Source organism: Ruegeria sp. BK1 (assembly GCF_056535645.1).
Genome location: NZ_JBQFIS010000001.1, coordinates 2,903,655 through 2,929,132, shown reverse-complemented (window position 1 = coordinate 2,929,132; position 25,478 = coordinate 2,903,655). Strand labels below are relative to the sequence as shown.

18 protein-coding genes are annotated in these 25,478 nt (G+C 58.8%); 8 read left to right on the top strand and 10 right to left on the bottom strand.

What is annotated here, in order from left to right:
* Positions 1 to 13: 13 nt before the first annotated feature.
* Complete coding sequence (locus ACR3E7_RS14500; RefSeq protein ID WP_480504226.1) at positions 14 to 1,120, bottom strand: saccharopine dehydrogenase family protein; 1,107 nt, start codon at positions 1,118 to 1,120, stop codon at positions 14 to 16.
* 202 nt (positions 1,121 to 1,322) lie between these two features.
* Here ACR3E7_RS14500 and ACR3E7_RS14495 point away from each other — a divergent pair, with 202 nt between their 5' ends.
* Positions 1,323 to 5,108, top strand: coding sequence for a flavoprotein (locus ACR3E7_RS14495; RefSeq protein WP_170790134.1), 3,786 nt, complete (start codon positions 1,323 to 1,325; stop codon positions 5,106 to 5,108).
* Here the strand turns inward: ACR3E7_RS14495 and ACR3E7_RS14490 are convergent.
* The 8 genes from ACR3E7_RS14490 to ACR3E7_RS14455 all read right to left on the bottom strand — a co-directional run bounded on the left by ACR3E7_RS14490 (position 5,101) and on the right by ACR3E7_RS14455 (position 17,573).
* Positions 5,101 to 6,264 carry a hypothetical protein gene (locus ACR3E7_RS14490; RefSeq protein ID WP_480504227.1) on the bottom strand — a complete coding sequence of 388 codons (1,164 nt, stop codon included), beginning with the start codon at positions 6,262 to 6,264 and terminating at the stop codon, positions 5,101 to 5,103. The two genes, ACR3E7_RS14495 and ACR3E7_RS14490, sit on opposite strands and share 8 nt — an antisense overlap.
* Positions 6,265 to 6,276: 12 nt before the next feature.
* Positions 6,277 to 9,543: an adenylate/guanylate cyclase domain-containing protein gene (locus tag ACR3E7_RS14485; RefSeq protein WP_480504228.1), complete on the bottom strand. Its 3,267-nt coding sequence runs from the start codon at positions 9,541 to 9,543 to the stop codon at positions 6,277 to 6,279.
* Between the two features lie 117 nt (positions 9,544 to 9,660).
* Entirely contained in the window at positions 9,661 to 11,370 is a 1,710-nt protein-coding gene (locus tag ACR3E7_RS14480; RefSeq protein ID WP_480504229.1) for an ABC transporter ATP-binding protein, read from the bottom strand.
* A 4-nt stretch (positions 11,371 to 11,374) separates the two neighbouring features.
* On the bottom strand, positions 11,375 to 12,325 hold the full coding sequence (locus tag ACR3E7_RS14475; protein WP_480504230.1) for an ABC transporter permease: 951 nt from the start codon (positions 12,323 to 12,325) through the stop codon (positions 11,375 to 11,377).
* Positions 12,322 to 13,299: an ABC transporter permease gene (locus ACR3E7_RS14470; RefSeq protein ID WP_480504231.1), complete on the bottom strand. Its 978-nt coding sequence runs from the start codon at positions 13,297 to 13,299 to the stop codon at positions 12,322 to 12,324. Before ACR3E7_RS14470 ends, ACR3E7_RS14475 begins: the two co-directional genes overlap by 4 nt.
* 48 nt (positions 13,300 to 13,347) lie before the next feature.
* Positions 13,348 to 14,295: a glutathione S-transferase family protein gene (locus ACR3E7_RS14465; protein WP_480504232.1), complete on the bottom strand. Its 948-nt coding sequence runs from the start codon at positions 14,293 to 14,295 to the stop codon at positions 13,348 to 13,350.
* A 4-nt stretch (positions 14,296 to 14,299) separates the two neighbouring features.
* A complete protein-coding gene (locus ACR3E7_RS14460) occupies positions 14,300 to 15,865 on the bottom strand; it encodes an ABC transporter substrate-binding protein (RefSeq protein WP_480504233.1) in 1,566 nt (521 codons plus the stop codon).
* A 127-nt stretch (positions 15,866 to 15,992) separates the two neighbouring features.
* Positions 15,993 to 17,573, bottom strand: coding sequence for an ABC transporter substrate-binding protein (locus ACR3E7_RS14455; protein WP_170790142.1), 1,581 nt, complete (start codon positions 17,571 to 17,573; stop codon positions 15,993 to 15,995).
* A gap of 429 nt (positions 17,574 to 18,002) precedes the next feature.
* On the opposite strand from ACR3E7_RS14455, the gene ACR3E7_RS14450 reads away from it, so the two are divergent.
* The 7 genes from ACR3E7_RS14450 to ACR3E7_RS14420 all read left to right on the top strand — a co-directional run bounded on the left by ACR3E7_RS14450 (position 18,003) and on the right by ACR3E7_RS14420 (position 25,199).
* On the top strand, positions 18,003 to 18,887 hold the full coding sequence (locus ACR3E7_RS14450) for an alpha/beta fold hydrolase (protein ID WP_480504234.1): 885 nt from the start codon (positions 18,003 to 18,005) through the stop codon (positions 18,885 to 18,887).
* Positions 18,884 to 20,371 carry an FAD-binding oxidoreductase gene (locus ACR3E7_RS14445; RefSeq protein ID WP_480504235.1) on the top strand — a complete coding sequence of 496 codons (1,488 nt, stop codon included), beginning with the start codon at positions 18,884 to 18,886 and terminating at the stop codon, positions 20,369 to 20,371. Before ACR3E7_RS14450 ends, ACR3E7_RS14445 begins: the two co-directional genes overlap by 4 nt.
* Positions 20,368 to 20,778, top strand: coding sequence for a hypothetical protein (locus ACR3E7_RS14440; protein ID WP_480504236.1), 411 nt, complete (start codon positions 20,368 to 20,370; stop codon positions 20,776 to 20,778). Before ACR3E7_RS14445 ends, ACR3E7_RS14440 begins: the two co-directional genes overlap by 4 nt.
* Entirely contained in the window at positions 20,775 to 21,821 is a 1,047-nt protein-coding gene (locus ACR3E7_RS14435; protein WP_480504237.1) for a hypothetical protein, read from the top strand. The genes ACR3E7_RS14440 and ACR3E7_RS14435 overlap by 4 nt, the downstream gene beginning before the upstream one ends.
* Positions 21,811 to 22,101 carry a hypothetical protein gene (locus ACR3E7_RS14430; RefSeq protein WP_170771156.1) on the top strand — a complete coding sequence of 97 codons (291 nt, stop codon included), beginning with the start codon at positions 21,811 to 21,813 and terminating at the stop codon, positions 22,099 to 22,101. Before ACR3E7_RS14435 ends, ACR3E7_RS14430 begins: the two co-directional genes overlap by 11 nt.
* Before the next feature lie 203 nt (positions 22,102 to 22,304).
* Positions 22,305 to 22,991, top strand: coding sequence for a sugar transferase (locus ACR3E7_RS14425; RefSeq protein ID WP_480504238.1), 687 nt, complete (start codon positions 22,305 to 22,307; stop codon positions 22,989 to 22,991).
* A gap of 90 nt (positions 22,992 to 23,081) precedes the next feature.
* Positions 23,082 to 25,199, top strand: a complete 2,118-nt coding sequence (locus ACR3E7_RS14420) for a GumC family protein (RefSeq protein WP_480504239.1) — start codon at positions 23,082 to 23,084, stop codon at positions 25,197 to 25,199.
* 27 nt (positions 25,200 to 25,226) lie between these two features.
* On the opposite strand, the gene ACR3E7_RS14415 is transcribed toward ACR3E7_RS14420, so the two are convergent.
* Positions 25,227 to 25,478 carry a hypothetical protein gene (locus tag ACR3E7_RS14415; protein ID WP_480504240.1) on the bottom strand — a complete coding sequence of 84 codons (252 nt, stop codon included), beginning with the start codon at positions 25,476 to 25,478 and terminating at the stop codon, positions 25,227 to 25,229.

Sequence of the window (25,478 nt, the reverse complement as noted above, 5' to 3'; positions counted from 1 at the left end):
TGTCTTTCATATCTTAGGCCGCCTTGTTTTGTTGGGTTGCATCGCCAGCGCGATAAAGCTGGCCAAATTCGGTGTTCAGGAAATCGGACAGGGCCACTTGTTCCTGCCGGACAAAGCCCTTGGCAGGCAGCGCACCGGTGCGCATCAGATCGACCACGCCCAGTACGCCTGCGGCAGTGGTGACTTGAATGGCGCTCCAGACCTGTCCGTTGATCTTGCGGGCATAGCTTTTGTTGATCAGGGATTTCTCGCGCAAGCTTCCTTCGATCATGCCTTTGGCTGTGCAATAGACCAGCACTACGTCTTGATCCGTGCGCGGAAGGGCGGTCTCGAAAATATCCTTGAGCAGATCGCGCCGGCGTTCCAGCCCCAGATCCTTGAGCAGCAGCTTCAGGATATCGCAATGGCCGGGATACCGGATCGAGCGATAGGACACCGCGCGCGCCTTGCCCTCCAGCGTTTCGGGCAAAGTGCCCAAGCCGCCCGAGGTGTTGAAACACTCATATTCCACCCCGTCGTGGCCCAGCAGTTCGTAATCTTCCAGCGGCGCGGTCTTGATCCGCTCACCATTCACGATGGCGTCGCAAGGGTTGCAATACTCGTTGATCAACCCGTCGGTGGACCATGTGAGGTTATATTTCAACGCATTGGTCGGGAACAGAGGCAACGCCCCCACCCGCATATGCAAACTGTCCAGCGTGTCGAATTCGACCGCCAGTGCAGCCCCAGCGATGCCGACAAAACCGGGTGCCAGACCACATTGCGGCATGAAGGCGGTTTCGCTGCCGTCGGCCAGTTCGCGCACGGCATTGGTGGCCGCCACATCCTCGGTCAAGTCAAAGTAATGCGCCCCTGCCGCTTTGGCCGCCTTGGCGATCTGCGGGGTCAAAAAAAACGGCGCGGCCGAGATCACGGTATCAAACCCCGCCAAGCCCTGCGCCAATTGCGTTTCATCGCCGACGTCGATCTGCCGGGTCGAGATACCTTGCCGGTTCAGCACCGAAAGGGCCGACAAGTCGCGGTCGGCCACGGTGACCGAATAGTTGGATGACGATTTCAGCAGGGCGGCGATCATATGACCGATCTTGCCTGCTCCGATGACACAGATATTCCAGCTCATAGTGCGCCTCCTCAAGTGTTTTGGAAAAGTATGAAGGCGCGGTTGTTCGATCCGCAGAGGCAATCTTGACGAAATAGCCAATTGATCCGTCATAATGTCGATTTTTTCGTCTTTTAGACGGACCACACGAATACCGAGTAGATATGCAATTATCCAAATACTTCCGTGATTTTCCGCCTAACCTAAGGTAAGGTGCAGGCTATTGGGCCATTTTGTCCGCGCCAATTCCGCGTCACGCGTGGCCCTGACCCTGTCGGGAAACGCATTGCGCCCAATTACCGGACCAATGCGCCTGTTCTGGTTGATCCCGACATCGGTCCTGAAATGCATTGAAGCCAACGTTCAGGGGGGAACAGGCGTGCCTAAAGATCCGATTGAGAATTTCCGTACATTCAATCCATCCGAGTCCGACTGGTCAGTGATCTATGCGATCCTGTCCGCATCGGAAGACAAACCCATCAAACCGCATTTCGAGTGCTTCGAGGTTGAAGCCGACACCATCCTGCCACCCGAAGGCATGTATGTGGTCCTGTCCGGTCTGGTCCAGTTGCAGCAGGATGAGGTGGTTCTGGCCACCGCTGACGCCGGTGACTATTTCTATGAAGAACATCTTGAGATTTTCGATATCCCCGTCAGCCTTCAGGCGCTTGCGACGGCGGGGACCAGGCTGGCCTATTTGTCCAGCAGCCAATGGCTGGAAATCCCGATTGCGATCCGCAAGCACTGTTACGACACCCTGTTCGGGGATCTGGTCAGCGTGCATCTGCACAACTTTCAGCAACCTATCAACTGTTGCAGCGTGACAGCCGCTGCGCTGAGCATGTCGGCGTTGGGGTTCAGCTACGAGGTCAACGACATCTTCCGCGAATGCGCCTTGCCCACGTCTTTCGTGGTCAATGACGGGATATCGCTGGGCGAGCTTTACGACGTCGCTTGCACATTCATCAACACGCAGGACCTGCGTGAGAAGATACAGGTTCAGGCCTATTTCATGGATGAGGCCACAACCTCGGTCGAGTTGCTGTTGCAGGCGATTGATGAATCCAACCGGGTGGGCGGCGACAACGACATTCTGGTGGCCAATTTTCAGGTCGGCGTGGCCCATGGCAAGCAGAACATGCCGGGCGGGCATTTTGCGATCATCGCCAAATGCAACCCCAGCACCGGTCTGGTGCATATGATGGATGTCCACCCCGAGAAATACGGCAAGCTTTGGGTCACGACGATTGACCGACTATGGGCGGGCATGTCCGACCGCGACGGAACCTCGATGCGGTCGCGGGGGATTTTGCGGTTCTCCGCGCTCGAGGCTGTGAAGACAACGCTGCAAACGCTGCAACAGGATTGCAACTATGTGGATAGCACCGAATATCTGGCGAAAGACCCCAAGAAACGCCGCAACCTGTTCCGGCGGGCCAGCCCGAACATGAACTCGCTGGGGGTTCTGGCGGAAAGCCTCAACATCCTCGGGGATGAACAGGTGGATGAAGACAAGCTGCTTATCGCCACGCAGACCAATCTGACCGACAAGCTCAACCGGGTGTCCACGGCCAAGGAAATGCACTTGCTGGCGCAACGCTATCTGGGACAATCCCCCGATGTGCATTTGGGCAGCACTTTCCGCAGCTTTGCCGAACACCCCGGAAAGGGGAACCCAACGCCGGAAGAGTGGTTTCGCGCTCAATTGCATAGTCTGAACATCGAAAAAGACCGGCATTTGATGATCAATATCGACTTCAACCGCGTGCTGGGGTTCGAAGTGATTCGCCCGCCTGCGAATGTGTATCGCGAGACCGCGCTGCTGGAAGAATTCTGGTGCCTGTGCATCGCCTATGATGAGGCAACCGATCTGGTGACCGTGGTGGATATGAGCCCCGCGACCTCGCAAGTCTGGCAAGCGCCGCGCGGGCATCTGTTCCGCGGCCTACGTGACCTGTCAAACCCTGCGATGCTGGTGATCGAGGAACACGAGCCGCCCGAGGACCCCACTGATGTGGAACGGATCGTGCGCGAGAACCCGATCGTGCTGTTCTACGCGGATGAGGACCCGTGGTCCTATATGCTGCGCAGTATGCTGGCCAATATTGGCATCACCACCGCCCGTCTGATCGACATCGAAGGCCACGGGGCCAACGTGATGAAGATGCGGCGGCAATTGACGATGATGACCGGCAAGGAAACCGCGCCCTACCTGTTCTTTCAGGGCGAATGTCTGGGGCGGCGCAAGGATATCGTCGATGTTGTTCTGGATGGCAGTTTTCAGCAAAGCGTCAAAGATGCCGGGCTGCCGGTGTTGCTGCGCCATGAATCCCCCAGCCTCGACAAGAATATCTTCGGCTATCCCAAAGGCGGGCTGACCGATGCGCCCAGCGAAAAGCGCAATGTACTGCTGTGTGCCTGCGGGTCCTCGGCGGCGGATAAGGTGCCGGATCTGGTCAAACGGATCAAGGATGCGGGCCATAACGTCAAGCTGATCCCATCCGTCTCGGCCGAGAAATTCTTTCGCGATATCGAGGTCGAGGACGAAACAGACGGCCCCAGAACCATGCGCCCCAAAACGATCGAGGATTACATCTCGCATCATGATTACTACCGCGACGATGATGAGTGGAATTTCCGCTATACCGAGTTCGGAATGCCCCTGCGGGCCTCGCATCTGGCGCTGTGCGACTGGGCAGATTGCGTGATCGTGGCGCCGGTGACGTGCAACACGATGGGCAAGATCGCTAATGGTATTGCTGACAATCTGCTGACCTCGGTCTTTGTGGCGTGGCAGTACCGGAACAAGCCGGTGATCCTTTGCCCTGCATGCAACACGAATATGTGGAACAACGTCACAACCCAGAACAATGTCGAAAAGCTGCGGGATCTGGGGGTCGATATCGTCGGACCGCGCCGGGGACGGCTTTCGAACGGCATGATGGGGATCGGCATGATGGCCACCCCGGATCAGATCATGGAGGTCCTGGACGAAGCCTTCGAAGAACTAGCCGATCAGGAGCACAATATCTGCAAATGGGCGCAGGAGGCCGCGGCCTCGGACGAGTTCGCCCAATGGGGGCGCGTCTTTGATGCCATCGACCGAGGAATGGCTGGGATAGACATCGTCGATGACAGCAATGGCGACACGCTGCTGCACTATGCGGCCGGTGGTGAGGGCGAGTTGCACGAGAACGGGCAAGACCTTGGCAAGCCCGACCTTGAAGCAGCGCAAGAGCTGATAGATCGCGGGATCGACGTCAACGCCACCAACGATCACGGCTTTACCAGCCTACATGTGGCGGTAATGAACAACTCGGCCAAGATGGTGAAGGTTCTACTGGGCGCGCCGGGGATCGACGCCAGTTCCTGCATCAATTTCCTGCGCGATCCCAAGAACGCAAGGGACGTGCGGAAGGTAAAGCCCGAGATTGCGGCGATGCTGGACGATTGGGCCAATGCGCACACGGTCATCGCCCCCGAAGAGGTGGACGAAGACGATCTGATCGACGACCGCGAGCGGACTTATCTGTATTTCACCTACGGGTCGCTGAAGAAAGGCTTCCCCAACCACGACGCCCATGCCGAAGTGCTGGATGATTTCGTCGGGCAGGCGGTGACGCGGCAACGGATGCCACTGATCGTTCCGCACGAACCCCATTGCGACAATCCCAATTGCGGCTATCTGCACCGGATGGCCACGCTGGTCGATCAGAAAGGCCGAGGCGAACCGATCCAGGGCGAGGTTTATCGCGTGTCATCCTCGGGGTTGAAGGATCTGGACAAGCTCGAAGGGTATCACGGTCCCGGCTCGCCCGAGAATGTCTATGTCCGCAAGCGGATCAATGTGCTGCTGGATGGGGTAAAGAAACCCGCCTATGTCTATGTGATCGCGCATCCGACCAAATATCTGGACCAATGGGCCGATGGGTCTGCCGGGGTGGTGGCGGAATACACGCTGGATATGGCGACCGGCACGCCAAAGCCGGGTTTTACGCCCCCTAGTTAAGCATCTCGATCACGGCCTCATCCTCGGGGTCCGCCTTGAGGCTGAGGTTGTAGGCCGTGATCGCCACCATGCACAGCAGAACAAAGGGCCAGAACGCGGCCTTGGGGATCAGGTTGTCCTTGTAGTGAATGAACCGCAGGGATGGCACGGCTTGGGACGCGAACAGGTATGTGTTCACCGACACGGCCAGCAGCAGGAAATACATCAGGAAAAAGAACGACTCCATGTAGATCACCGGCGAACCGGCAAAGCCTTCGCGTAGTTGCACATGGGCCAGCAGGATCACGAAGAACAGAACCGAGCAGGTACCGATCACGCTGGAGGTACTGAAATCATGCCTCTCGACCAATTCGGGGCGACGGGTCACGGTCATCACCGCGCCAAACAGCAGCATCGTCACCACGATCAGCGGTATCATATGCACGATGAACGCGTTGCCGAAATTGCGCTTGATGACAAAGTTATAATGCAGCTCGGGCAGGTTGGTCTGAAAGTCGATATCCTTCAGGCCCATCGTGGTGCCCAGATCGGACAGGCGATAATCGAAATAGGTATTCTCACGCTCCCACGTGCCCATGACGATGCGCTTGTCGATGCCGAAAATATCCCTGGGCCCTGTGGCGGGATAGGCGTCGAAATCGGGGATTAGCGCCACGGCAGTGTCGAAACTGGCGGGCCAGAACCGCACCCAGACGGTTTTGTGGTCGAACGGATAGCTGGTGTAATCGAAACTCTGTCTTAGGGTCTGTTCAAAATACCAGCCGATCAGCTCTTCGTCGCCCTGATCAATGCGATACGCCTCTTCAATCGTCCCGCTGGCCGCGTCCGAGGCATCGGGCAAAACAAACCCGACATCGTCCTTGGCCGGTTTGATCGCATCATGCACGCCATCCTTGTAGTGCTGCCAAACATAGCCGGTCACATGAACGTCGCTGGCACCGGTAAAGACAAAGGACTTGATGAATATCCCGGTTTTAACGCGATATTCGGGCACGGTCTCAAGGTCTTTCAGATAATCCTCGACCGAAGCCTGATCGGGCAATTGCGTCGGATCGCCTTCGAAATGGTTCAGCGCGTTCCAAAGTACGATCAGCAAAACGGACAACAGAACCGTCAATACACCTGAGATGCGCCAGACTTTGCGTTCGATACTCATTCAACCCCTTACCTAATCGTCCAGCCGCCCGACCAGCGTCTGCGTGATGCCCATGTCGCGGAACCCGGCGCGCAGGGCCTCCAGCCCTTCATGTGCGGTTAGCGGGATGCCCCACGCACCGCATTCCGCCAGCGTTTTGGTTTGCTGAATGGACAGGTCCACCATGGGCAGCGGCTCTTTCGCAGTAAAGGCGGCCAGGGCATCGGCATAGGCCGTGGCCCGGTCCCATTCCTGCCGGTTCAACATCACCGCGCTAGCATCGGTGTAGAAATGCAAATGGCTGTGGCCGACGCAGCCCTCGGCGATGATCTCGGCCCCCAGTTTCAGATGACGATCCTGCGCATCAGCGTCCGGCTCGGCCATGGCCAGTGCCGAAAGCGCCTTGGGGCCCACAAAGTTTCGACCGTGTTCCAGCGCGATCTCGACCGCATGCTGGCCCGTCTTCCGGGCCTGATCCAGTTGCCCGGTATAAACCTGTGTGCGGGCCAGATGCTCTAGCGCCTGCGCCTCAAGCCGTTTGGCCCCGACCCGGTTGGCAATCTCGGCGGAAACCGAAAAGGCCTCGGACGCCTGATCCAGCTCACCCAGAAAGGTATGCGCCACGCCAAGACAGGTCTGGGCCACGCATTCCGGCACAAAGGCAAAATACTTTTGCGACACCTCAATGGCTTCTTGCGCGTCCAGCTTGCCCTGCGCCACATCGCCGGAATAGCTGCGCGCAACGCTGAGGTTGTGCAGGTTCGCCGCAAGATCCCGAACAAGGCCCTTCTCACGCGCCCGCTCTACGGCCTGCGTATAGAACCCGACCGCCGTCTGCATCGTGGCGCTCATGAAATTGGCATCGCCAAAACCGCTGAGCGCCCCAACCTCAAGTCGCACCGAATCCAGCTTACGCGCCAGTGTTAGAGCCGTTTCATTGCTGGCCAGTGCCTTATCGACCTGCCCCAGCGGGAAATAGACATTGCCGCGCACATAGTTGATCTGGGCGATGTCCCGATCCGAGCCACAGCGCTTGGCGGCGGCCTCGGCTGTCGCCAGACTTTCCAAAGCCTCGGTATACCGGCTGGCCTGACGCGCGGCCTGCGCCAACCCGATATGGGCGCGGCAGGTCTGTTCGTCGGTATCGGCCAGCAATGCGGCCTCATGAAACTCGCGCAGGGCCTCATCAGACAAGCCCTGTAGGCGGTGTGTCTCCCCCCGCGCGCAAAGCAGATCAAACCGCACTCCGGCCGGTGCAGGCAGTTCCAGTGCCCGTTCGATCAGCGGGCTGGCATCGTCGAACTGGAAGGCCTGGATCAGCTTGTCCGCAGCCTCAAGATAGGCTTGCGCAGCGTTATTGGCCCCGGCCCGGTCCAGATGTTGCGCGCGTAGGGTGGCGTCGCGATCCTCGAACCATTTTGCTGCCTGCCGATGCAGCCGCGCACGTTCGGATTTGACCAGCGTGGCGTAAGACCCGTCGCGGATCAGAGCATGGGCAAACATCAGATCCTGCCCCGCCTCGCGGATCAGGGCCGAGCGGATCAGGGTGGACACATCCAGATGCCCCTCACCCAGCACGAAATTCAGCACCTCGGGCGAGAACCGCTGCCCCAGGACCGAGGCCGCCTGAATTGCCGCCCGGTTCTTGCGGTCCAGTGAATCCAGCCGCGACTGAACGATGCCCTGTATGCTGCCGGGCACGGATTCGCGTTTCAGCACGTCGATATTGCGCAGAAGCTGCTCAAGAAACAGCGGGTTGCCACCGGCCCGTTCTACGCAGGCCTCCAGCAATTCAGGGTCTATTCCGGTGAATTCCTCGACCAATTGCCGCGCCTGATCATCTCCCATCGGCGCCAGTTCCAGCTTGGAGATCAAGGCACCCTCCGTGCCCATCTGCCATTCCCGGTCGATCGGGTCGCCTTCAACGCGGCTTGTCATCAATAGTACACAGGGCAAGTCACGCGTCGCCGCCGCCATATGCGCGCATGCGGTCAGGATGTCTGGCGCGGCCCAGTGGATATCCTCGATCTGGATCAATAGCGGGTTGTCCCGGCTGCGCCCGGCGATCAACTCATCGATCACACTACGCCGCCCGCGCAGGCGCGTGGCGTTGTCCATCACGGCATAAACTTCCGCCAGACCGGGGTCCTGTTCCAGCTCAAGCAAGGCATTCAGATGCGCGGCATTGGAGGGCGACACCCACCCTTTCGCAACTGCCCGCTTGGCAGCGTCGGCGCTGGTGGCGGCATCGGCGCTAGGCTCTAATCCCAGAATGCTCCGCGCGACGGATTGAATGGCGGAATGCCCCTCGCGCGCGCCGAAATCCATCACGACGCCTGTATGCGTGGAATAAGACAGCCCACTGGCCAGCTCGGCCACCTGTTCCGACAAATGTGTTTTGCCGATACCGGGTTCGCCCAGAATGATATGCACCTCGCCCTTGCCGTGGCGCTTGCACCGGTCGAATGTGGCCTCGAAGATGGACATCTCGCGCTCGCGCCCGACAAAGCGGTGACGGCGCGACCGGATGTTTTGCGCCAGACGCTCCAGCCGCCACAGCTCGACCGGGTCATTCAGACCCTTGATCGCCTTCTCGCCCATCGACTCGCCCACGAACAAGGGCCCCAGCGCGCGCTGAATGTCGTGGGACACCAGCGTCTCGCCAACCCCCGCCATATCTGTCACGCGCGAGGCCAGGTTCACCCCATCTCCCGTCACCGTGTATTCCGTATGCGCTTCGCTGCCGGTCGTGCTGGCGATCACCTGCCCCGAGGCGATGCCGATATGGCAAGTCAAAGGCCGCGTCAGGCTGGGCAGGACCGCGTGAATTTCCAACGCCGCCCGCGCCGCCCGTTCGGTGTCGTTGGTGTGCGAGATCGGCGCGCCAAATACGGCCATGACCGCGTCGCCGATGTGTTTGTCGATCCGCCCGCCGTATTTCTCGACCACGTGATCGACCTTTTGAAAGAACTCGTTCAGCAGCGCGTGCATGTCTTCTGCATCCAACTCGCTGGACAGGCGCGTGAATCCGGTCAGGTCCGCGAACATGACGGTGACTTGCCGCTTGGCAGGCTCGAGCGGGGCCTGCGACGTGTAGGCCGAGACCATTTCGGCCACGTCCAGTTCCGAAATCGCACGCAGAAGCCGTCGGCGATCACCGACTGCCGTCACTCCGATTTCGATCAAGTCTTCGCCCGTTAGATCGGGCAAAATGGCGAAATCAATTTTGTTATCCAAAAAGGCTTGCGCATAGTCAGACAATCCAAGCGCGCTCAGCCAGTCCCTAAGGTCCTGAGACATGTCGCCCCTCTGAAGCCCCCAACTCCAAAGGTGAGACTAGCACGGCAGACACGCCCGAGTCTGCAATGGTTAACGAATTTAATGTTTATTTTCGCATATTTGCACGGATTGCGAGAGTTAGGTTTCGGCGTTCAACCCTTCCGTGGACAGATCGTCCAGTTTGGGCATCAACCGCAACAGCTCGCTCGCATATTCGGTCTGTGGATTGGCGAACAGGTCGTTGGTCTCTTGCAGCTCGACCACCTTGCCCTGTTTCATCACGGCCACCCGGTCGCACATCTGGCGCACAACTGGCAAATCGTGACTGATGAACAGCAAGGTCAGACCCAGATGCTCCTGCAAATCCTTCAGGATGTTCAGGATTTGGGCCTGAATTGACACGTCCAGCGCGCTGGTCGGTTCGTCACAGATCAAAAAGCGGGGCTGCGTGGCAAGCGCGCGGGCAATGGAAATCCGCTGACGCTGACCGCCCGAGAATTCATGCGGGTATTTCAGCCCGGCCTCATGACCCAGCCCAACCTGATCCAACAGCTCATCCACGCGGCGCTTGATATCAGCCCCGTCCATCAGCTTGTGATGGCGGATCGGCTCTGCCACGATTTCATCCACGCGCATCCGGGGGTTGAGAGAGGAATAGGGGTCCTGAAAGATCATCTGGATGTTCTTGCGATACGCATCCAGCGCGGCTTTGTTGGTCAGATCGCTGACTGTCTGCCCTTCGAATGTGATCGTGCCGCCATCAACCGGATAGAGCCCCGCAATCATCCGCGCGACGGTGGACTTGCCCGAGCCGGACTCCCCCACGACGCCAAACACCTCGCCCGCGCGGATGTCAAAGCTGACATCGTCCACAGCGGTGAAATAGGTGCGGTCCCACGGCAGAAGCCCTCGCTTTTGCAGGAACTTCTTGGTCAGGTTGCGGATCTCAAACACCGGTTTGCTGGTGTCATTGTCCACTTTGGGCCAGTGGCGGGCCATGTCTTCGATCGCAAAGCGGGTCTCGCGCCCGCCATAGCTGATTTGCGGAAAGCGATGCAGTTTGAGTGTTGGGCGCGGTACGGCGGCGATCAGGGACTTGGTGTATTCGTGGGTCGGCTGGCCCATGACCTGAGACGTAGGGCCGCTTTCGACCACCTTACCCGCATACATCACCGTCACCTTGTCGGTGGTGTCGGCAATCACGCCCATGTCGTGGGTAATTAGGATAACCCCTACCTGCCGCTCGGTCGCCAGCTCTTTGATCAGGTCCAGAATCTGCGCTTGAACGGACACATCCAAGGCTGTCGTCGGTTCATCCGCGATGATCACGTCGGGCTCGGTACACAACGCCAAAGCAATCACCACACGCTGCCGCATCCCGCCCGAGAACTGGTGCGGGTACTGGTCCAGCCGTGTATCGGGGTCAGGGATACCAACCCGGTCAATCAGATCGCGGGCGCGTTTGTTGGCCTCACTATCTGAACCACCCAGATGCGCCTGAATGGTCTCGACCAGTTGCTCGCGCACGGTGAACAGCGGGTTCAGCGAGGTCAGCGGGTCCTGAAAGATCATCGAGATCTTTTTGCCGCGCAGCCCACGCATCGCCTCGGCGTCGATACCGCTGATCTGGTCACCGCTCAGCTTGATCGTACCGCTGGCGATACGGCCGGGTCGGTCGAGCAGACCCATAATGGCGGCTCCGATTGTGGATTTACCGGCCCCGGATTCACCGACAAGCCCGTGGATTTCGCCGGGCTCAACCGACAGGTCCACATGGTCCACGGCAGTGAACAGTTTGCGGCGGGTCGGGAATTCGACCGTCAGGTCATTGATTGTCAGAAGGCTCATGAAATCACCGCAGCTTGGGGTTCAACGCATCGCGCAGCCAGTCGCCCAGCAGGTTCACAGACAAAGCCAGCGCCAGAAGGGTGCAGGCCGGGAAGAACAGAATCCACCACTCACCCGAGAACAAGAAGCCCTGTCCGATGCGGATCAATGTCCCCAGAGAAGGCTGGGTCGGTGGGGCGCCGACGCCAAGGAAACTCAGCGTCGCCTCGGCGATGATAGCCAGAGCCAGCGAGATGGTGGCAATCACCAAAACCGGACTGAGAACATTGGGCAGGATGTGGCGGAACATGATCGGGAAGGACCCACGACCGATCAGACGGGCCGCTTGAACATATTCCTTGTTTTTCTCGACCAGAGCCGCGCCGCGCACCACGCGGGCGAACTGGACCCAGTCAGACAGCGCAATGGCGACGATCAGGACGTAGATCGCCATCTCATCGCGGTATTCCGGCGGGGTGACGCCTTTGGCAATACCAAAGATCAACATAGCGACCAGAATGGCCGGGAAAGTCAGCTGCACATCGGCGACCCGCATGATCAGGGTTTCAATCCAGCCGCCGAAATAAGCAGCGACCAGCCCAAGAACGATACCGATGATCAAGGCCAACAGCACGGCAGATGCGCCCACGAACAGGGAAACGCGCATCCCGTAGAGGATGGTCGAGAATACGTCGCGCCCCTGATCGTCGGTGCCCAGCAGAAAGGTTTCCTGCGTAAAGGCGTTGGGTGTTCCGGGCGGCGTAAACCCGTTCATCAGGTTCAGTGAGGACGGGTCGAACGGATTATAGGGCGCGATCAGCGGCGCAAAGATCGCCGAAAGCACAAGTATGGCGACAACCAGAGTCGAGACAATAGCCACAGGTGAATGCCGAAAGGACCATGCGAAGTCGCCGTCCCAGAACTTGGCGAACCGCGACTTTTCCGGCGCTTTGGGGGTATCGAGAATATCGGTCATGTGGCCCTCGCGTCGACACGCAGGCGCGGGTCAATAGCATAGTAAAGAAGATCGACAATCAGGTTGATCGTCACGAACATGACCGAAATCAGCATCAGATAGGCGGCCATGACGGGGATATCGACGAACTGGATCGCGTTGATGAACAGCAGGCCAACGCCCGGCCATTGGAACACCGTCTCGGTGATGATGGCGAACGCAATGATCGACCCCAATTGCAAACCGGTTATGGTGATCACCGGCACCAGTGTGTTCTTCAGCGCGTGGCGGAAGTTGATCACCCGGTCCGACAATCCGCGGGCACGGGCAAAACGAACGTAGTCGGCGCGCAACACTTCCAGCATCTCGGATCGGACCAGCCGCATGATCAGTGTCATCTGATACAGGCCCAGCGTAATCGCGGGAAGGATCAACGCCTTGAGGCCCGACGACGTCAAGAAGCCCGTTGACCAGTTTCCAATCATAACGGTTTCGCCCCTCCCGAAGCTAGGAAGAAGATCAAGCTCGACCGAGAAGATATAGATCAGCAGTATCCCGATCAGGAAGGTCGGCAACGAAACCCCAATCAAACTGACGGTCATAATCACATTCGCCGCGATCCCTTGTCGTCGGATCGCTGTGAAGACGCCCAGAGCAATACCCATTGTGATGGCCAGAAAACCTGACACAAAGGCCAGTTCCAGCGTCGCGGGTGCACGTTCTGCGATGATGGTCGAAACCGGACGACCCTGGCGGTAAGAGACGCCAAAATTGCCCTGAACGGCCCCTTGCAGGAACTTGAAATACTGGACCGGGAAGGGCTTATCCAACCCAAGCTCGGTGCGCAGGCGGTCGATATCAGCCTGCGTGCGTTCCTGCCCCAGCATGTTGTCGATCGGATCGCCGACAAAGCGGAACATGGAAAATGCGACCAGACCCACGACCAGCAACACGATCACGGATTGGAACATCCTTCGGACGATATATGCGAACATTTAGTTTCCCCGTTGATCTGCCTCTCTACGCATGCCCCGCCCGAATGGTCAAGATGTCGCAGAGGACAACGCCGCCCGGTCCTGTGGCTCAGCCCAGTTTATCTTTGGCCCCAACGGCACGATCCCCAGCGGGTTTCGCAGCTCGGAGGGTGAGAAATACCCGGCCTTGTATATCTCGGGCTTCACTGTCCGGGCAATCTCCGGTCGAGAGTACAAGTCCCGCGCATAACCCCACAGATGCGGATAGTCGACCAAACGCCACAAATTACAGCGGAAGGCATAGTGATAAGCCACATCGAACCGCGCCAGGGTCGGGAACAGGCGCAGGTCGACCTCGGTCAGATCATCGCCGCACAGGTATCGGTTGGTGGCCAGATGCGCCTCGATCTCGTCCAGCATGGTGAAGACATCGTGAAACCCGGCCTCATACGCCTCTTGCGTGCGGGCGAACCCGGCGCGATAGACGCCATTGTTCAGGCGCGGATAGATTTTGTCGTTCCAGGCATCGATCTGATCCAACTTGTCTGGCGGGGCCAGATTGGGGCCATAGCCTTCTAACGTGCCCAGCATACGCACGAGATCGGCGGATTCATTCGACACCGCGCGGTTTTCGGCGCGATCCCACAACAAAGGCACGGTGATGCGCCCGGTATAAGCAGGATCAACCTTTGCATAGGCTTGATGCAACGCGGTGACACCGAACAGAGGATCGGCATAGTCACCATCGGTGTCGTACACCCAACCGTCCGGCGTGCGGCGCGGGCGGGCATAGGCGACGGTGATCAACTCCTCCAATCCCTTAACGGCGCGCGTCAGCAGGACCCGATGCGCCCAAGGGCAATTCCACGCGGCATACAGGTGGAACCGCCCCGGCTCATAAGGACCGTTTGGCAGAGCGTTGCGGATGGACGACGCCTGACGACGGTATGCGCCGTCAAGCGATGTATCGGGGGCGGGGTCGTCCACGTGGTAGACCCCGGCAATCATGACGCCCATGCGGTCAGTTCACCGTGACCCAACGCAGGATGAAGAAGTTATCCGGGCGTTGTGTCAGGTCGATATTGCTGCCGGTCCCCCAAACCAGAGGCTGAACATACATCGGCACATAGACATGATCGTCCTGATAGATGGCCGTCACCTCATCCAGCATGGCCTGACGCTTCGTCGCGTCCAGCTCGGATTGGATCATCGGCAACAGTTCATCCACCCGTTCGTTCGAGTAGCCGCCGAAATTCCAGCTGCCCAGCTTTTTCTCCTCGTTCGGCGTGGCTACCAGAAAGCGAACGGGATGTTCGGCGTCGAATGTGCCGGGGCTCCAGCCCAGCATATACATGTCGTAGTTATCCTCGCGCAGCTCTGGCCAGTAGTTGCGGACGGGCATGGCATCCAGTTCCGCCGTGATCCCAATCTGCGCGAGCATGGTGACGACGGCCTGACAGACCGGTTCGTCATTCAGATAGCGGTCATTGGGGCACTTCAGCCCGAAAGAGAACCCATCGCCATAGCCTGCCTCGGCCAGCAGCGCCTTGGCGCCTTCGACATCAAAGGCGGGGCGGTCTGCATTGGCTGCAGAATAGCCGCTCATGGCCGGGCTGACCAGTTGCGAAGCGGCTTCGGCGTTGCCACGCATGATCGTGGCCAGAATAGCGTCCACATTGATCGCCTGCGCAACTGCCTGACGGACCCGCACATCACGGAACGGGTTCGGTTTGCCCGCATCATCGGTGTATTTCAGCGTCTCGGCTTCATGATCGAAACCCAACATGATCACGCGCGCCTCGATCCCCTGAATGACGTCCACGTCGGCGTTTTCCTTCAGACGTGCAACGTCTTGGATCGGGACAGGATTGATCATGTCCACATCACCCGACAGCAGCGCCGCAACAGCAGTCGCTGGGTTCTGGATCGGGTTGAACTCGGCGCGAGTAATGTTGTGTTCGACCTCGCCCCACCAGTCGCCATGCGGCTCTAACACGGTCTTAAGCCCCGGTTCGCGGGCCGTCACCTTGAACGCGCCGGTGCCGTTGGCATTGATCGTGGCGTAGTTGCCGGTTTCCTTGTCGGGCACCACGGCGTCATTCGCCTCGGTCCAGCCTTGATCCATGATCATCCAGTTGGCGATCGAGGACGGGAACAGCGGGTTCGGCGCCGAGGTCATGATATCGACCGTATAGTCATCGACTATGATCACTTCACTGACCGGCGCAAACCAGCTGCGCGTATCTGACGCCTCGCCTGAGGCCCGCTGATAGCTGAACAGCACGTCTTGCGCATCAAAGGTGCTGCCGTCGTGAAAGGTCACGTCCTCACGCAGCTTGAATCGCCAGCCTTCACCCTCTCCGATCGGCTCCCAGCTTACGGCCAGCGCGGGTTCGACCGTCATGTCCTTGCCGCGGCGCACCAGCCCTTCGTAGACATTGTTGAGAAAACCCAGAACCGGGGCCGAGTTGACGGCGTGCGGGTCCATGGTCTGCGGATCGGTGGTCGAGGCCCATTTGAACTCGGCCGCCTGAACACTGGTCGCAGCCAGCAGGGCCAGGCCGATGGCACTGTTTCTAAGGATCATTTTTATCTCTCCCTGTTCTCTGCGCCTGAGTTTTCTTGGTTTTTCGCTTGCACGCAAGGAAATCTCAGGGCGAAACAAAAAACAGGGCGCGAAATCCGCGCCCTGCCTTGTTCGCAATCGAACCTATTTAGTTCATCGTGAAGTATTTGACCTTCGGCTGGTCTTCCGCATCCACTTCGATGCCCACGCCATCAGCCATACCCCAGTTCAGAACCTGGTGGTGGATCGGGATGTACAGCGCTTCGTCCTGCACCACGCGCCAGATGTCGGCGATGTCAGCGTTCCGCGCATCAAGATCGGTGTTCGAGGCCAGCGACTTGATCTTCGCATCCAGCGCATCGTCCTGATAGCCGGTGCCGTTCCAAGTTCCGATATCGTCCTCGCGACCATGGACCAGGAAGTTGAAGATGTATTCCGAGTCATATGTCGGCACACCCCAACCCAGCATGTAGAAGTCGGTCTTACTGTCGGTGATCAGCGGGAAATGCTGTGCCTTGGGCTTGGCGTCCAGATTCACAGTCACGCCGATCTGACCCAGCATACCGACAGCCGCCTGACAGATCGCCTCATCGTTGATGTAGCGGTCATTCGGGCAGTCCAGCCGCAGCGAGAAACCGTCGCCATAGCCTGCCTCGGCCATCAGGGCCTTGGCTTTTTCCAGGTCGGTCGAGGATTCGCCGTCCATATCAGCAGTCCAACCGTTGACAAAGGGCGGTGCGATCATGCCCGCAGGCTGCGACTGGCCGCGCATCACGACCTGCTTGATCGCATCGCGGTTGATCGCCATCGACATGGCCTGACGCACACGCACATCGGCGAGGGGGTTCTTGCCGTCCACGTTATCCGCTTCGATGTCATCTGCGCCCTGGTTCATCCCAAAGAAGATCACACGGTTCTGCGGCGCCTGCTTGACCATCAGGCCATCGGCACCGTTGACGCGCTCAATATCCTGCACTGGCATATCCTGAAGGAAGTTCACTTCACCCGACAGCATCGCAGCCACGCGGGTCGCAGCGTTCTGGATCGGCGTGTAGACGATCTCGGTCACTTCCATCGGGAACTGGTCGATGCCCCAATAGTCGTCATTGCGCACCATCACCGTTTTCACGTCAGGCTCGCGGCTTTGCAGCTTATATGGCCCCGTGCCGTTGGCGTTGGTGGTGGCATAGGTGATCTCGCCGCCCTCAAAATCCTGAACGTTGACGGTGTTGTTCGCCTCGGCCCAGCCTTTGTCCAGAATGAACAGGTTGGTCAGGTTCGACGGCAGGATCGGGTTCGGACCATCGGTGACGATCTCGACGGTGTAATCGTCAACCGCGCGCACTTCGGTGATCGAGCCAATCAGCTCTTTCATGTCCGAGTTCGGCTGCTTGGCGCGCTCAAAGCTGAACACCACGTCTTCTGCGTTGAAATCCGCGCCATCGTGGAACTTCACACCTTCGCGCAGTTTGAAGACCCAGACGTTCGGATCATCGGCCTTTGGTCCCCACTCGGTCGCTAGCGCGGGTTCAAACGCGCCGGTCACGTCGCGGATGATCAGCGGCTCATACATCTGGTGGCGAATGGTGTGCGACGGACCTTCGTTTTGCGAATGCGGGTCCAACGTCAGCGCGTCACCCGCGCGCGCCCAGCGCAGAGTTTCAGCCGATGCACCTGCCGCCATCATTGCGGTCGCACTGGCGGCAATCATCAGATTTCTTAGGATCATTATAATCTCCCCGTTTATTGTTAGCGCCGCCATCCCAGACGGCAGGCCGTTGTCGCGGCCTTGGTGGTCCTGATCATCCAGATCATTTTCACAGTTGCAACACTAGATTGTGAGCCAACTGAAATGTTTATCTCGACTCTTGGTTTTCCCATTGATTAGAGACTGTTTTGTATAGAAATTAGTTGACCGCTTGGTCAAGTTTAGAGCGCTGAATGCAGTGTCATCACCCGGATTCTGCTGTGCGTCCGAATTGCAGCACCCTTGCCCGGTAAGGATTTCCGGCGGTTGCATTTCCGTCTGGCGCGCACAACTATCCGGGCAATGAAGGTATTTTTCAGGTTCATTTTTTCAGCTCTGTTGCTTGTCACTGTTGTGCTGACCGGGTTTTGGGTGGCAGCCAGCAACCGTGAGACTTTTCCGGTGGGCCACTTGCCTGATGACACAGGCCGGATGATCGAAACCTCTGAGGGTGCGATCTTTGCTTTGGACGTCGGCGACCCTTCGGCGCCGCCGGTTCTGTTTGCTCATGGAACAGCGGCGTGGTCGGGTTTGTGGCGACCCACGCTTTCCCACATGTCCGACGCCGGGTTTCGCGCGATCGCCTTTGACATGCCGCCTTTCGGCTGGTCGGAACCAGCACAGGATGAGGACTACAGTCGGACGCGTCAGGCCGAACGCATTATCGCCCTTCTCGAAGAGCTGGACAGCCCTCCGATCGCCGTCGCGCATTCCATCGGCGCAGGGCCCGTGGCCGAGGCTGTTATGCTGCGCCCCGATTTGGTGTCCGGGTTGGTCATAGTTTGTGGGGCGATTGCGCTTGAGGCGCATGACTCTCCAACTTCTGAGCCCATTTACCTGCGAAATGGGCTGCTGCGACAGGGTATAGCCGCCACAACAGTCTCTAATCCACTGCTAACGCGCCATTTCCTTCGCGCGTTTTTGCATGTGAAACTGGCTGCAACGCCTGAAATCGTCTCGATATTGCGCAATCCAATGGCCCGCGAAGGATATACCAAGGCCGTTGCGGACTGGTTGCCGCACCTGCTTGTGCCGCCGCAGAACGCGCGCAGCACACGGGCAGAAAGCTGGCGTACGCTCGACCTGCCGGTCGCATTGATCTGGGGCGCGGAAGATACCGTGACCCCGGTCGCGCAAGCCCACGCCTTGCACGCGCTGCTATCCGAAGCACCGCTGATCGTCTTGCCCGATGTAGGTCACGTCCCGCAAATCGAGGACCCAGAGCAGTTTCAAACCGCATTAATTGACGTGCTGAAGGCCATGCCCGGGCCGACGCTATCAAAGGAAGACGTATGACGATTTTCACCAGACGCGCCGCACTTTTCGCCGCCGGTGGAGTGGCGGGCTGGGGATTGTCTCGTTGGTTGGGACCAGACCTGCCCGTTTATGACGGCACCCGCTACACGCCTGCCGTGTCGGATGCCACGATCCTGAATGACGCCAGCGGATTGTCACCGACGCCGGTACACAAGCATCTGGTGATGACCGAGAATGCTGATGAAGCCCTGATCACGGCCATCCGTCAGGAACTGGCGCAGGCACAGGCCGAGGGCCGCCCGGTGAATGTCGGTGCCGCGCGCCATTCGATGGGGGCGCAAGCCATCCCGCGCGATGGCACAGCGATCACCTTTGACAACGGCTCGGTCGAGATTGACAGCGCAGCGCAGACATACCGCGCCCATGCCGGGGCACGCTGGTCTCAGGTCATTGCGGCTTTGGACCTTGCAGGATGGTCGCCCAAGGTGATGCAATCGAACCACGATTTCGGCGTCGCCGCGACCTATTCCGTCAACGCCCATGGCTGGCCGGTTCCGTTCGGACCGATGGGCGCAACCGTGCGATCCCTGCGCATGATCCTACCGGACGGAGAGCTTGTGACATGCTCGCCCACGGAAAACGCCGACCTGTTCAATCTGGGCATGGGAGGCTATGGGCTGATCGGCATCATCGTCGATCTAGAAGTCGAAATGGTCTCTAATACACGGCTATCACCTACTTTCAAATTGATGGAAGCCAGCGCCTTTGCCAACGCTTTCCGCCAGGCCGTGGCTGACCCGGCTGTGTCGATGGCCTATGGCAGGCTCAATGTCGAAAGGGCGTCCTTCTTTGAAAAAGCCTTGCTGATCACCTACCGCGAGACCGAGGATCAATCGGACCTGCCGCCGGCATCCGGCTCGGGATGGATGTCGCATGCCGCCAGTCGTCTCTACCGCGCGCAGCTAGGCAACGAGGCGTTCAAATCCTTTCGCTGGTGGAACGAAACCACGCTAGGCCCAGCCTTGGGCGGGGGTGAGGCAACGCGGAATTCCCTGATCAACGAACCGGTTGTCACGCTGGACGACCGCAACCCGGACCGCACCGATATCCTGCACGAATATTTCGTGGGCTTCGACGCCTTTGACGATTTCCTGACCGCCTGCCGCGAGGTGATCCCGGCCTCGTATCAGGAGTTTCTGAACGTGACCCTGCGCTATGTGGCGCAAGACGATCAGGCGGTTCTGTCCTTCGCCTCGGAACCACGCATCGCTGCGGTTATGTCCTTCAGTCAGGAGATGACCGACCGCGCCGAGGCCGACATGGCCCGTATGACGCAAGAGCTGATCGACCGGATCACCGCGATCGGCGGGGCTTATTACCTGCCCTACCGCCCGCACGCGCGGCTGGATCAACTGACCGCCGCCTATTCGCGCGCGCGGGAGTTTGCGCAGGCCAAACGCGCGTTAGATCCGCAACTGGTGTTAAGAAACAACCTTTGGGACAGCTATTTGGGGCAGCTATGACCAATCTTCAAAAACTCTGTATGGGGTATTTTGTGGCACTGATGATTGCCGCGTCGCTGAATTACATACCCGGTCTGACGGATGAAAACGGTCTGGCTTTTGGCATCTTTGCCCTGGATATCTATGACGACGCGCTGCATGTGGCGTCGGCCTTCTGGGCGCTGATTGCCGGGCTTTGGTCCCATCGCGCGGCGCGCACCTTTCTGATCCTGTTCGGGCTGGCCTATCTGGGCGACGGAGTTTTCGGGTTCTTCACTGGCTATGGCTATCTGGATCTGGGGATCTTCACGAACAACTCAGCCGGGATGGACCTGTCCCTCGGACGCGTGCTGGCAAACCTGCCGCATCTGGCGCTGGGAGGGGTGGCCGCCTGGGCCGGTCTGCGTGACGCACGGAGGACGACATGAGATTTCTGCTGAGATGGCTGCGCAGGCTGGTTCTGCTGTTGGTGCTGGTCGGGATCGGCTTGGCCGCCCCGATCATCTATGTCGAAACGAGTTGCAAGGGCACTGCGCAGGCGCAACCCTATGACGCCCTGCTACCGGCCGAGCATCATCGCCCCGAAACCCGCAGCCTGATGACCTATCCTGAATGGCACATCGTCCACGCCTATGAGGATTATGCCGAGGTTCTGAGCCGAGGCGATCCACATGACTACGGCTTCTGGCAAGGGATCACGGGGTTCTGGAGCTCGCTCTGCGCGCTGACCGAAACAGCCGCTGCCCATGGCGAGATTGACGGTGAGACCAAGCAAACGATCTATGTGATCGGGGCCAGTTTCACGGCGGAACTGGCGTTGAAGGCACTGTACGAAGAGACAGTCGGCCGCCTGTTTACCGCCCTGCGCGGCCCGGAACGGGCTCCCCTGGATGAACTGTCGGCGCAGCAGGCATCAGATTACGCTGAATTCCTGCAACAGGTGCCATGGTACAAGTGGCGCTTTGACGACGATGCCCAAAGCTTGATTGACCAGTCCAGCGGCTCGATCCGCGACACTGAACGCGCAATAGCTCTGGGTCTGGAATACACCGCCAAGGGTGGCTATGCCAGGGTGATTGAACAGGCCGTTGAGCAGGTCGGTCAGGATGAGCTGACCCTTCGCATGATCGTCACCTCAGAGGGCGAGTTGCCCGCCTATCCCGACATGCAAGTCATCGCCCAGCGCCCCGAAGGGATTGAGATCGAGACGCCACGCTACCGCGCCCTGACCAATCTGCTGGTGCAGATGGCCGGTGACGGTGTGAACGTGGTCGAGATCGCAGGCAATGACGACATCCTGTTTACCGCAATTTCGGATCAGCCCACGCGGGCAGACGCGATCTACAGCGCGCCTCGCCAAGGGTTCGGCGACCACCGACATCTGATCGTCGTCAAAGTGTCCGATCTGGCCGAACGTCTGCGCCAACTTCCGGGGTCAGGCCTGGCACTGGAACATATCCATGACTATTAGGGCGGTTCTGATTGCCCTGCCGCTGATGTTTCTGGGGTGGCTGTCCACGCTTGTTGTTGTGGCTTTGCTGACAGACGACGCCCCGGCCTATGTGGTTGTCCTGCCCAAAACGCAGATGCTTGAGGCGCTGCCCGGCGACGTCTCGGTCCTTGCGGCCTCGCCCTTCAGCCTGACCGTCGCGTCAGAAAGCGAGGGATTTGTAAAATCCCTATATAATATGGGCGCTCGCCTGGTGCTCCCTGCGGGCCTGCCGGGCTGTCTGCCACTGCCCAAGGCCTGACATCTCGGTCTCGTGCCTTCCTCCATGCTAAAAACCCACGTTTGATCAGGCTGCTTTGCGTATACGCCTGCGCCATCGAGTTTTCTGCAAGTTGGTCAACAAAAATTTGCTGCACTCAGCTCTTATCAACCTCTCATTAACTAATTTTCGTTTTATACACCCTTAAGTTGTAGTTCAACATTTGGGAACCGGGATTTTTTTGAATGCTGGATTTTGGCGCAGCAACAATTGCCGAGGATGCCGCGGCCCCCTCATCCGTCCCGCCTGATACACCATCGGGGATCTATTCCGGGTTGGGCAAACGCGCTTTTGATATCTGCCTTGCGCTGCTACTGCTGCCAGTTGTAACGCCGGTCGTTCTGGTCCTTTGGGCCTTGATGCGCTGCGAGGGCGGTCCAGGTTTCTTTGGGCAAAAACGCGTTGGCAAGAACGGAACGTTGTTCAAATGCTGGAAGATCCGAACCATGTGCGTCGATGCCGAGGCACAACTGCGTGCTTATCTTCAGGCCAACCCGCAGGCTGCGATTGAATGGGAAAGAGACCGCAAACTCACCCATGATCCACGCATCAACCGGCTGGGTCATCTTCTACGCCGGACCAGTCTGGATGAGTTGCCGCAAATCTGGAACGTCCTGAAAGGCGAGATGAGCTTTGTCGGCCCACGCCCCGTCGTCACCGTCGAGTTGGTGAAATACGGCGCCGCCGCTTCGGCCTATGTGGCGCAGAAACCGGGCATTACAGGGCTGTGGCAAGTTTCGGGGCGCAATGATGTCAGCTATGACGCACGGATCGCGATGGACGTGGCCTATCTGGCTCAGCGCAGTTTTCGAAAAGATATCAGCATCCTTTTCCGAACAGTCTCAGCCGTGGTCATGCGAACGGGACGATAAACGCACTGTCAGGGTTTATTCTACCCTTACGTGTCTATATGGTTTCTAAAACGCGCATAGAATGCATTTCGAGCAGACGACCAAACTCTGATGAAGCAATTCACTGTTCCAAACCCGCCCCTGACCGCTCCGCGGCCCACGGGCGCTGACCCATTTGATGGCGAGATCGTTGACCTGAGCGCCCTTTTCGCAACCCTTTGGTTCGGGAAATGGGTGATCGCCGCCGCCACAGCGCTGACTGTGATGGCAACGCTCGCCTACCTGATCTTCGCGGCGGTACCGATGTACCGGTCCAGCGCCGTTGTGATGCTTGAGACGCAACAGCAGAGCATTGTCGACCTCCAGTCTGTTGTCGGCGGTTTGTCCGGCGAGTCGACCGAGGTGAATTCCGAGCTTGAGGTTCTTAGATCCCGTGGACTGATTGGCAAGGTCGTCGACAGGCTGGACCTGACCTCCGATCCGGAATTCAACGCTGCGCTGCTGCCTAAAACGCTGAGGGACAAAATCAAGGATGGTTTAGGCCTGTCACCGCAGCCCGCGCCTTTGCCGGATGAAATCAGCGCCCAAATCACCCGCGATAGCGTGATCACCGCGCTGTTGCAGAATACTTCGATCCGAAACCTGCCCCAAAGCCTTGTGTTCCGCGTGACGGTCGAGACTGAATCGGCCCGCAAATCAGCCCTGATCGCGGATACGATCGTTAACCTTTATGTGCGCGACCAGATCGAAGTAAAATTCGCAGCGACCGAGCAGGCCACCGCCTGGCTGACCGACCGAGTGGCTGAGTTGCAGCAGGAATTGGAAGCGTCAGAGGCCAAGTTGAGTGCCTTTGACACGTCAACCGCTTTGGTATCTGCCGAGGCGTTGCAGCTTCAGGAAGTCCAGCTCAAGGATTTGCGTGACCGGGGCGAAACCGCTGCGGCTGCGCAAATCGCGGCGCAAGCAAGGTTTGATCGCCTGACCGCCGCGACCACCCGCGCGGAACAGGCGCAGGAGGCGGGTGATCCGCAACTGGACCGGTTGTTTGCGCAATTGGCGGGTGGCCAAACGACTGAGTTCGACACAGCCTTCGAAAGTCTTTTGGCCCGCACCGCGCTTGAGGCCCGGCGCGCCGCGCAACAGGCGCAGGCTTTGACCCAATCTGCGCAAGACCTGTCCGAACAGATCACTCAGCAGAATGCGGACCTCATCGCATTACAGCAACTCACCCGTGAGGCCGAGGCTGTTCGTCTGCTGTACGAGTATTTCCTGACCCGTCTTAAGGAGACCTCGGCGCAGGAGGGGATACAGAAGGCTGACAGTCGCCAAATCTCGCGCGCCGTTATTCCGACGGACCCGTCGCGCCCGAGAAAACCGCTGATGCTGGTTTTGGCCGCAATCCTTGGTCTGATCGTGGGTACCGCCATTGTCTTTGTACTGGAGGCGCGGAGAAAAGGGTATCGTTCAGCGCCCGAGGTTGAGCGCAAGACCGGCTACAGCGTTCTGGGTAAAATCCCGACCTTTCCAGCCCGCGACCGGCGCAAGGTTTTGGACTATCTCGCCGCCAAGCCCGCCTCCGCAACGGCTGAGGCGGTGCGCAATCTGCGAACCTCTCTGATGTTGTCCAACGTGGATCGCCCGCCGCAGGTTATTGTCATGACGTCATCGCTGCCTGGCGAAGGCAAAACCACCAACACCATGGCATTGGCGCAGAACTTTGTCGGGATTGGTAAAAAAGTCCTATTGGTCGAGGGAGATATCCGCCGCCTGACCATGACCGACCAATTGCGCGATGTGCCGAATACCGGGATCGTTTCGGTTCTGGCCGGAGATGTTGCTGCCACGGATGCAATCTTTCAAGACCCGCTGATCGGGTGCGATATCCTGGCAGGTCAGAAAACAGCGACCAATGCGGCGGATCTGTTCGCCTCGGATCGCTTCCGACAGTTTCTGGAGGATACGCGCAAGTTCTATGATGTCATCCTGATCGACACGCCGCCCACGCTACTGGTGTCAGATGCCCGACTGATCGCGCGCAATGCCGACGCCGTTTTGCTGACTATTAAGTGGAATGCCACAGCCGAACAGGATGTGACCGAGGCCATTCGGCTGTTCCACATGGACAATCAACGCCTAACGGGGATCGTCATGGGGCAGATCAAATTGCGCAGCGCCAAGCAATATGGCTATGCCTATGGCCGCTACGGCGCATCCTACTATAGCAACTAGGAGCGCCATTTTTGGCGGGGTCAAGGATCAGTTGGTGCTGACCGTGCTGGTCGTTGTGGTCGACGACCCACCCCCGGCAGCCGCCAAACCCACAGCGGCGGCAGCAGCACCCAGCGCAGGGGCGACCAGAGGGACAAAGCCCGTTACACCCGCCTCTTCAGCGGCTTCGGCAGCTGTGACTGTATCCTCGACGTCTTCCGAGGCGTCGGTGTTTTCTGCCTGTTGAGCAACTACACCTGTGGTTGATATCAAAAGAACCAATGCTGAAGTTCTGAACAT